This is a genomic window from Parafrankia sp. Ea1.12, from assembly GCF_900465275.1.
GTDB classification, from domain to species: Bacteria; Actinomycetota; Actinomycetes; order Frankiales; family Frankiaceae; genus Parafrankia; species Parafrankia soli.
In genome coordinates this window covers 1-8,995 of the sequence record NZ_UBIZ01000530.1, presented here as the reverse complement: position 1 = coordinate 8,995, position 8,995 = coordinate 1, and the positions used below count along the sequence as shown (strand labels likewise).

The window sequence follows — 8,995 nt, the reverse complement described above, 5'->3', positions numbered from 1 at the left end:
CGTACCAGCTGTGCCATCACGGATCACCCCCAGGAACCGGTCAACGTCCCCCATCCCTGACGGTGTGCCCGCAACCACCCCACCAGCACCTGACCACGACCGGAAACGTTCATGGCCAGCGCACTAGGCGACCTGAACGATCTCGACGGCTCCATTGGCGACGTGAAGGTTAAAGGTCAAACCGGTGGCCTTGCTGAGCTTCGCCAGCGTTTCGAGCCGCGGCTGCGTCTCGGCAATTTCCAAGCGCGCAATAGCGGGCTGTTTGAAGCCGACCTGCTCGGCGAGGGCCCGCTGCGTGAGGCCGTGTTCGACCCGATATGCGATCACCTGGTGGGCGACCTTCCGGGCGAACGCCAGCGCGTCCCACTCCTCGCGGAACTCCGGGTCCTGGCGGTGCTCTTCGATGACCTGGTCGAGGGTCTTGAGCTCCGACAGCTTCATCAGTCCTCCTTCAGATCGTTGAGCCGTTCCACGGCCAGGGCGACTGCCCGCTTGTACTTCCGCTTGTCGTGGTGTCCGATGGCGCCAACGACGACGAGCTTTGCCCCCATCCGCCTGTAGAACGCCCGCCACGGACTGTCGCCACCTCGGGGGCGTAGCTCCCACAGATGGTCGGCGTCCACGACGGCACTGGTGTGTGAGAACGGAAGATCCGTGCCGCGTTCTCGCAGCTTGTCGAGGGCGTTGTCGATCGCCGTGCGCTCGTCGGCGGGGAGCTTGGCCAACTCGTCGACTGCATCAGGGTGGACCACGACGTCCCAGGACATGCAACCATGATAACGACCACGTTATTGCCGTTGCGCCGGAACCTCAACCCCTGCCGGCGCGGTCAGTATCGTGAGTCCGCCCACGCTCCCGCCCGGCCGCGTGGGGCGCAGGCAGTCGTCACGCGGCTGGGGCGTCCCCGCTGTGCGACCCTCGGCTTGGCCTCGTCCTCGCGCAGGCCGCCTACGCCGGCCGTGTCGTCCAGCGGGTCGCCCGGGGGTCGATGCCCACACGCTTGCCGGCGAGCTGCGAGCCCTGGGACTTCGAGATGCCCTGCGCGCCGAGCGGCTCGACGAGCTTGTCGACCCGCCCGAACGTGCAGGTAGAAGGTCCCACTGGCTGGTTCGTACGGAACAACGGTCCCCGCCGGTCGACCATTTTTGATGGCCGTGGGTGATTATGGGTGGTATTGGCACGTAATCGTCTGAACACCGTGCGACACGGGCAGCCCTCCCGTCTTCGCCGCGTCGCGACCTCTTCGACCCACATCGGTGAACCGCCGGGTCGAGATCGGTCAGTACTGGCACACAGTCTGATCTGGAGGCATCGGTGATCAGGACACAGAAGTGGGTGCTCGCGCTGACGTCGACCGCGGCGCTCATGGTGGCCCTCGACCAGCTCGTGGTGTCCACCGCACTGAACTCGATCCGCAACGATCTACATGCTTCGATCGCCACGCTCGAATGGACCGCGAACGCCTATCGTCCGATGCCTCGCCAAGACGGGCACGGCTCGCCCGCCGGCGAGCGAACTACCCGGACTGCTCCGGGAGCTTCCCGAGAGCCGCCTCGACCTGGTACCCGGCAGGCCGGGCTCCGCTCCGGCTTCCATCGCCCGGTCGGGCCCGGGCCTCGCGGGAAAGTCGACCCCGCCGGCGTCGCCGCCCTCGTCCCCGCAACCGCCGCCGCCGGAGCCGCCGCCACCGGAGCCGCCGCCACCGGAACCGGAACCGGAGTCGGAACCGCCTTCGGAGCCCGACCTGTCCCCGGCGCCGGTCGATCCCCGTCCGAAGAGGCGGGTTCCACCGGCCAGGCTCACGGTGGGCATTGTCGTGATCACGGCTGTGGTGGGCCTGCTGATCGGCGGATGTGTGGCCCTGCTCGACACGGGAGCGGGATCCGCCCCGGACCCCGCCGCGACGGCCGATCCCGGACTCGAGCAGGTCACCCTCGCCGCCACGGTCGCGTCCCCCAGGCCCGGCTACCTCACGGTCTCCTGGGAGGACGATTCCCGTGTGCTGCGTGGCAAACGGGAGGCCGTCCGCACCGCGCTCACCTTCCTGTTCGCCGGCGGCCCCGCGGCCGACGGCGACGACATACGGGCCTGGCGGCTTGTCGGGCGGATCCGTCGCCAGGTCGGTGCCGGCGTCCCGTTCTCCCGCCGCGGCCCTCTAAGGAGGCACCTCGAGCTCTCGCCGCTTAAAAATCTTGCGTAAACTCCTCCCGCTGTCTTATGCTCCTGGGGAGGGAGGTTTTCGTGACGCATTCGGTAGAGGTTGACGATCAAACCTATCGCTCGCTCGCCTTCGCCGCGCGCATAAGTGGCTGTACGGTAGGCGAAGTGGTGGCCCGCCTGGTGGCTGAGGCGAGCCTGGCGACGTTACCCACAGAGACATCCAAGGAGAGCAAGCAGCATTCGGAGGTGGTGGATGTGGTGGCGGTGTACGTCGACTACGAGGGGCACCGCACCCAGGCCAGGTACGACCCGAAGACGTCTCGGATCGACATCACGTCCGGGCCGCTGCGGGGACAGAGCTTCAAGACGCCGACCGGCGCGGCTCGCGCCGTGGTCAGCCACTACAAGCCGAGCGTCAGCCCGCACCGCAACGGCTGGTCGTTCTGGGTCCTCGACGACGGGTCGGGAAGGTTCCTGCAGAACATCCGAGGAACGTCATGAGCCCGATGCCGGTCCGGTGGGATCGTCGGCCATATTCGGCGGACGTCCTCGAGCTCGACACATGCCTCGTCGCGGTGACTCATGGTGACGAGCGTCGGGGCGACGGTCATGCGGGCGTAGCGGATCCTGTCCGACCTGACCTTGCTCGCGGTCGGGCCCGCATGGCTACGCGAACGACTCGGGAGCTCTCTCCTGCCGGCGAAGGGCAGGATCGGCCAGCCTTCTGTTAACCCCCTCGCGTCGGTCCGGGGTCGCATCGTGGATTACATATTCCCTGTTAACAAGCGCCTTCGTAGCGGTGCATCATGTCAGGGGCTCGTTCTTCATCGCGCGCATCGCGATGCGCATTTGCCGCCGTCGGGTCCCTCCCGTCACGATGCACATATGCGTTCAGACAGCACGGGGTCTCCGGACCGTGTGGGGGAGCGGGCCCCGGGTGCCGACCCGCTGGTCACCCGCCGTGAGATCTCTCAGCGGGCGGGTATCAGCCGGGAGACGGTGACGATCTGGCAGGGCCGGCACGCGGACTTTCCCCGGCCGGAAGCCGACGGAGGGATGGAACGCTTCCGCCTCAGCGAGGTGCTGGCCTGGCTGGCTGATCGGCCTGTGCCCAAGGCCCAGCGCCGGGCCGGTGAACCCGACGGCATCACCTATGCCGACCGGGTGCGGCGCGCCGCACGGCCGTCGGTCGACAAGGGTACGGGTGCGGGCGGGCAGCAGCGCCGGCAGCTGCAGCTGCAGGCGGATGGCACCACGGCCGAGGAGATGCTCACGGAGATTTTCGGGCCGCTCGGGCGCCGCATCCGCGGCGGCGGTTCGGGCGCCGCCTATCTCCACTTCGTGCTCGGTCTGCTCTTCCTACGCCACAGAGATCCAGGCTCGTGGGCCGGCCTGCGCGACGATGTGCGGGTCGCGACCGACGATCAGAGCGACCCGCGGCAGCTGATGAGTGGAATAGGCCGTCGGGTCGACGCGGCCCGCCGGGCTCAGGGGCTGCCGTCGGCGCCCGAAGCAGCCGCCGGTACCTTCAGCGCGCTCGGCGGACCGGCGGTGGAGGACGTCGGACAGCTCACCCGGCTGTGTGAGGCTCTACCGCCGAAAATGTTCCGTGACCTGCTCAGCCGTTACGACCTGTGGGCCCGCCCGGATGGCCGCTCCTCGACCACCCCGCGCTCGCTGGTGAACCTGGTCACGACGCTGTTCGTCAAGTCGGGTGACCGCGTCCGGGTGCACGACCCCTACGTGCGGGCGGGCGAGTTGCTCGTAGGAGCGCGTGAGGCGGGCGGGTCGGGTGAGCTGTCCGCGGCCGGCCCCGATCCGGACATGTGTCGGCTGGCTGAGATCGGTGTCAACCTGAGCGACGGCCGGGTTCGGCTGACGCCCGGTTCGGAGACACCCTGGCGCGACGCACCGGGCCCGCTCGCTGATCTCGTCCTGACCAACCCGCCGTTCAACGCGACGTCCGCGCGCCGTTCGGACGAGCACTGGCTGTTCGGGCCGCCGCCCCCGGGCAACGACAACTACGCCTGGCTACAGCACGTACTGGCGTCGCTCACGCCGGACGGCCGGGCCGCCGTGCTCATGCCGAACCGTGCGGCGGCGTCCGATGACCCTCGGGAACAGTTCATCCGGCAACGGATGATCGAGACCGGCGCCGTCGAGTTCGTCGTCGCGCTGCCGCGACGGCTTTTCGCGACGACACGGGTGGCGGTGATGCTGTGGGGCCTGCGGGCCCCGGGCGCGGCCCGCGACGATGTGCTGTTCGTCGAGGTGCGAGGGCCCGGTCCCATGCTCGGTAATCAGCGGGTTCTCACGGAGGCGGAGATCGACGCCGTCGCCGCCTGCCGCCAGCTTTGGCAGGACCAGGCGGGAGGCACGGCAGATCTCGCCGAGGCCATGGGCCAGGCCGGGGCGGCCCGCGTCGTGCCGAATGCCCAGATCACAAGACTGGGGTACTCGCTTGATCCCGCTGATCATCTGGCGCCCGCCGTCTCGCCCGCCGTCTCGCCCGGCTGTACCGCCCGGATCCCACCGCCTCCGGCCACGGCATTGGCGGGCCCGACGCGTGCCGCTCGCATCGCGGACAAGAAGGTCGCAGGCATCGTCCTGCGTAGCGGTGACACGGCAGCAGGCGATGACACGGCAGCCAGCGATCTTCCTGATGGCTGGTCGCGTGCCGTGCTGCGGGATCTGTGCGCGATCCAGGCCGGCCCGTCCAACCAGGTGATCAAAAAACTCCGGTCCACCACCGCCGACGGGATCGCGGTGGTACTGCCCCGTGACCTGCGGGACCGGCGTGTCCGAACGAGTTCGCCGCAGCGGGTCTCCCGCGCCGGGGCGGCGGGCCTGGCGCGGTTCGCGCTGTGGGAGGACGACATCCTGTTCGTTCGGACCGGCTCGGTCGGGCCCGTCGCTCGGGTGGGTGCCGCCGAGGTGGGTTGGCTGCTTGGTACCAACCTCATGCGTCTGCGCGCGTACGAGGGCGTGGATCCCGGGTACCTGCTGGCGTTGCTGTCCTCGCGGCCGGCGCAGGAGTGGATCACCAGGCGCTCCGAATCCGCTACCGCGATTCCCTCCATCAGTACCACGACTCTCGGCTCGCTTCCCGCGCTCTGGCCGCCGCCCGCCGAGCAGCGGCGAATCGGCGCGGTCCTCGCCGACTTCGACGACCAGATCGCCGCCCATCGAGCCCTCGCGGATGCGGCCGAGGGGCTCCGGGCCGACGTTACCGACCATCTCGTCGCCGGCCTGCTGATGACCGGAACCCTGTCGGAGGAACCCAGATGAGTGCCGTGCCGCCGAACTCGCCGGGAACTGTGCGCATCCTCCTCGCCACGATTGCCGTGCTGCTCGGCGTCATCGTCGCACTGGTCGGCGGCATCCTGCGGATGGCGGATCAGGCGTCCCTCCCGGCTGCGATCCAGTGCGGTGGATGCGCCTTCGTGGCGACTGTGATGTTCCTGCTCACGGTGTTTCATTTCCTGACCGGCTCGGGGGGCAGCCGGGGCTGAGTGGCGCGTGCCGACGAGCCGCTACGACCGCGGGAGGCCAGGGGAAGGCGCTGGCTTGCCGGGGGTCCAGGCCATGACGGGGAGAGCGATGATCGTGGTTCCTCCTGGGGCGCCGAGGCGCGGCCATGGAAAGGACCCTGCCGCAAGTACTGTAGGTATGTACCTACGCGGGGAGGTGATCGAGATGAGCGTGGTTTCGTCCCGAGAGTTCAACCATGACGTGAGTGCGGTCAAACGGGCAGCCATTCGTGGTCCAGTGATCATTACGGATCACGGTCGGCCGTCGCACGTCCTGTTGTCCTTCGCCGACTACCAGAGGCTCACGGGCACCGCGGGCAGCCTGGGAGACGCGTTCGTCCTGGATGAGGAGATCGACTTCGAGCCTGTGCGGCCTCGGGACTCGCTGCGCGAGGTCGACCTGTGAGCTTCCTGCTGGACACGAACATCATCTCCGAGCTCCGCAAACCCGCCAAGCGCAGGGACGACCGATTCAACGCCTGGGCCGGGACCTTGTCGCCGTCGGAGACCTACCTCTCGGTCATCACTCTGCTGGAGCTACGCGCCGGCATCGAGAACAAGCGACGACACGACCCGCGGCAGGCGGCGATCCTGGACTCATGGCTGGACCACAGCGTCCTACCCGCCTACACGGGTCGGATGCTCGACGTCGACCAGGCCGTCGCCGACTCCGCGGCGCGGCTTCATGCGCCGAACCGACGTCCGGCCCACGACGCTCTGATCGCCGCCACGGCCCAGGTATACGGCCTCACACTCGTCACCCGCGACGAATCCGACTTCGCCCCCATGGGCGGCTCACTCATCAACCCCTGGACCCACCTCCCCGGGGACGGCGCCGCGGGCGGGATGCCGCCGAAAGCCTGAGCGCCTGTCCTGAACCTTGGTTGTGTGGACTGTGCGTGGTCCGTTCCTGATCTTCCCGGGGTGGCAGGCCGGCGTCGCCGGTAGCTGCCCGCCAGGGTCCGGACACGGAGACGTCATCCGGTGCTGGGGTCTGTTGCGTCCGTCCGAACAGACCGGGCTGTTACGTTTTTCGCTCACCTGCACACTGAACGTATGGACAAGGTGTTGCGGGTGGAGTTGGCGCGGCGGGTCGAAGCTGACCAGGCGATGCGTCGGGCCTGGCCAGCCCGTCCCGGTGACGGCGCTGACGAGGACGAGCTCGCGAGGCTCGGTGCGGTCGACGAGGACAACACAGCCTGGCTGAGGAGCGTTGTCGCCAAGCACGGCTGGCCGGACAGTTCCCTGGTGGGCGAGGCGGGCGCGCACGATGCCTGGCTGCTGGCTCAACACGCCGATCACGATCCTGTCTTCCAGACTGAATGCCTGGATCTGTTGGCCGCGGCGGTCGACTCCGGTGTGGCGTCCCCTGTTGACCTGGCGTATCTGACGGATCGGGTCCGGCGTGCCCGCGGCGATCTACAGCTCTACGGCACTCAGTTCTGGCGTGGAGCCGACGGCTTGGGTGAGCTGCAGCCCCAACCGATCGCCGAACCCGACCGTCTCGACGAACGGCGAGCCGCCGCCGGGCTCGGACCGTTCGACGAGTACCAGGCCCTGATGATGGACATGCACGGCTGACCCGAGATCCCCGCGAGCGCCGCTCGCAAGCCGCCGAGCCCGCGGTGAAGTCGACGCCGGCCTGTTCGAACAGAGGCGGCGCGGGCTGTGCGTCACGAGGTGCTGTGATCCGTGTGTGGGTGTGAGACCCGAGTCGCTTTTCGTCGCAGCGGAGCGGACGAAGCTGTCATCGACGGCTTGGGGAGCTCCCCGGCGAAACGCTACGGAGGGATCATGAGTACTCGCAATCGTGAGAAGCGCCGGGCCAAGCAGAAGGCGCGGGCGGAACGCGGCCGTGCGGCCGCGGCGGGACCGGGGAGTCGGTACGACAGGGAGCGTGAACAGCGCGAGCTGAGCCTGCGGTCGGCGCGGGCCCTGATCGCGGCCGCGCTGGACGCCCATGACCAGGGCGATGACGCCGCGCTGGCGAACCATCTGGCGAGCCTGGCCACGCCGCCGGGAGGCGCCGGCGGCCACCGGATCGTCAACACCTGTCTTGACTCCCTGCTCGACGGCCTCGTCGAGATGCTCTGGGAGGCGGGCTGGCAGCCCGCTGACCTGCACCGGGTTGTGAGCAGGCGGGCCGGCGTGCGGGTGGCGGCGCTCGCCGTGGACGCGGTCGCCGCGCAGATGCGTCAGTACGCCCCGTCCACCGTCGACGAACGATGGACGGGGCAGCTGCGGGCCCTCGACGCGACCGTCTGGTGGGGCGACGACGACCATTGGCTCGACGCCTGGGGTGCGCGGCACGGCCGCGGACGTCCGGAGGTGCTCGGCGACGCCGTCGAGCTGGTCAACCTCCTGCGTGGTCTTCCTGTGATCCAGATGTTGGGCCCCGTGCCGGGCACGGCGCGGCGCGGCGGTGCGGGTGGCGCCGGGGGAGTCGGGAGTGGGAGCGGCGGCGTGGACCAGGGCCTCCTGGACAAGGTCCGTGCGCTGCTGGCGAAGGCCGAGTCGACATCCTTCGCCGAGGAGGCCGAGGCGCTGACCGCCAAGGCCCAGCAGCTCATGGCACGGCACAGCATCGACGAGGCGCTACTGGCGGCGCAACGCACCGTGACCGTGGAACCGATCGGCCGCCGGATCGGCATCGACAACCCCTACGAGGCGGCGAAAGCGATCCTGCTGAATGTGATCGCCGGCGCGAACCGCTGCCATGCGGTGTGGGCGAAGCATCTCGGTTCGAGCACTGTCGTCGGCTACCCGTCCGACATCGACGCGGTGGAACTGCTCTACACCTCGCTGCTGGTCCAGGCGACCACGGCGATGACGCACGCCGGCACCCGCCAGGACCGCCACGGACGATCCCGCACGCGCTCGTTCCGCCAGTCGTTCCTCACCGCCTTCGCGACCCGCATCGGTGAGCGACTGCGCGTCGCGACGGAGCAGGCCAGCGCCCAGGCTGTCGCCGAGGCGGGCGACCCGCGTCTCCTGCCGGTGCTCGCCTCCCGGGACGAGTCCGTCCGCGCGGCGGTCGCGGCGATGTTCCCGGAGATCGTGGAAAAATCGGTGAGCGGCACCGACCGCGAGGGGCTGGCCTTCGGCCGGGCCGCCGCCGACCTGGCCACCCTGCGCATCCGGGACGAGGTCGCCGGGTCTAGCTCGGCGCCGGCCGGGAGCCGTGACAGGTAGCGTCCGGGTCCGCTGGATGTGGCCAGGTGATGGTGATGCGCGCGTGGGCTCGGTCGAGGGTCCGGCCTGGTGGCAGGTCGTGGTCCGGGGTCCCGAGGGGGTGGGCGGTGATG

11 protein-coding genes and 1 pseudogene are annotated in these 8,995 nt (G+C 69.3%); 9 read left to right on the top strand and 3 right to left on the bottom strand.

The window, feature by feature from the left end:
* Positions 1 to 123: 123 nt before the first annotated feature.
* From FMEAI12_RS30725 to FMEAI12_RS36795, 3 genes are all read right to left on the bottom strand, one after another.
* Positions 124 to 441 carry a helix-turn-helix transcriptional regulator gene (locus FMEAI12_RS30725; RefSeq protein ID WP_112108780.1) on the bottom strand — a complete coding sequence of 106 codons (318 nt, stop codon included), beginning with the start codon at positions 439 to 441 and terminating at the stop codon, positions 124 to 126.
* Positions 441 to 767 carry a type II toxin-antitoxin system RelE/ParE family toxin gene (locus FMEAI12_RS30720; RefSeq protein ID WP_112108779.1) on the bottom strand — a complete coding sequence of 109 codons (327 nt, stop codon included), beginning with the start codon at positions 765 to 767 and terminating at the stop codon, positions 441 to 443. The genes FMEAI12_RS30725 and FMEAI12_RS30720 overlap by 1 nt, the downstream gene beginning before the upstream one ends.
* A gap of 181 nt (positions 768 to 948) precedes the next feature.
* Complete coding sequence (locus tag FMEAI12_RS36795) at positions 949 to 1,101, bottom strand: hypothetical protein (RefSeq protein ID WP_160144360.1); 153 nt, start codon at positions 1,099 to 1,101, stop codon at positions 949 to 951.
* 213 nt (positions 1,102 to 1,314) lie between these two features.
* On the opposite strand from FMEAI12_RS36795, the pseudogene FMEAI12_RS40305 reads away from it, so the two are divergent.
* From FMEAI12_RS40305 to FMEAI12_RS30675, 9 genes and pseudogenes are all read left to right on the top strand, one after another.
* Positions 1,315 to 1,467, top strand: a pseudogene (locus FMEAI12_RS40305) (MFS transporter); the annotation flags it as partial.
* 349 nt (positions 1,468 to 1,816) lie between these two features.
* Positions 1,817 to 2,200, top strand: coding sequence for a hypothetical protein (locus tag FMEAI12_RS36790; RefSeq protein WP_160144359.1), 384 nt, complete (start codon positions 1,817 to 1,819; stop codon positions 2,198 to 2,200).
* Between the two features lie 41 nt (positions 2,201 to 2,241).
* A complete protein-coding gene (locus FMEAI12_RS30705; protein WP_112108782.1) occupies positions 2,242 to 2,661 on the top strand; it encodes a hypothetical protein in 420 nt (139 codons plus the stop codon).
* A 417-nt stretch (positions 2,662 to 3,078) separates the two neighbouring features.
* Positions 3,079 to 5,448: an N-6 DNA methylase gene (locus FMEAI12_RS30700; protein WP_235014845.1), complete on the top strand. Its 2,370-nt coding sequence runs from the start codon at positions 3,079 to 3,081 to the stop codon at positions 5,446 to 5,448.
* Entirely contained in the window at positions 5,445 to 5,672 is a 228-nt protein-coding gene (locus FMEAI12_RS30695; protein WP_131626874.1) for a hypothetical protein, read from the top strand. Before FMEAI12_RS30700 ends, FMEAI12_RS30695 begins: the two co-directional genes overlap by 4 nt.
* 184 nt (positions 5,673 to 5,856) lie before the next feature.
* A complete protein-coding gene (locus FMEAI12_RS30690; RefSeq protein WP_112108781.1) occupies positions 5,857 to 6,096 on the top strand; it encodes a type II toxin-antitoxin system Phd/YefM family antitoxin in 240 nt (79 codons plus the stop codon).
* The gene (locus FMEAI12_RS30685) at positions 6,093 to 6,554 is read left to right on the top strand and encodes a type II toxin-antitoxin system VapC family toxin (protein WP_112108776.1); all 462 of its coding nucleotides are present in this window, start codon (positions 6,093 to 6,095) and stop codon (positions 6,552 to 6,554) included. The genes FMEAI12_RS30690 and FMEAI12_RS30685 overlap by 4 nt, the downstream gene beginning before the upstream one ends.
* Before the next feature lie 120 nt (positions 6,555 to 6,674).
* Entirely contained in the window at positions 6,675 to 7,271 is a 597-nt protein-coding gene (locus FMEAI12_RS30680; protein WP_235014843.1) for a DUF6624 domain-containing protein, read from the top strand.
* Positions 7,272 to 7,484: 213 nt separating this feature from the next.
* Positions 7,485 to 8,882, top strand: coding sequence for a DUF2786 domain-containing protein (locus tag FMEAI12_RS30675; RefSeq protein WP_112108774.1), 1,398 nt, complete (start codon positions 7,485 to 7,487; stop codon positions 8,880 to 8,882).
* Positions 8,883 to 8,995: the final 113 nt, after the last annotated feature.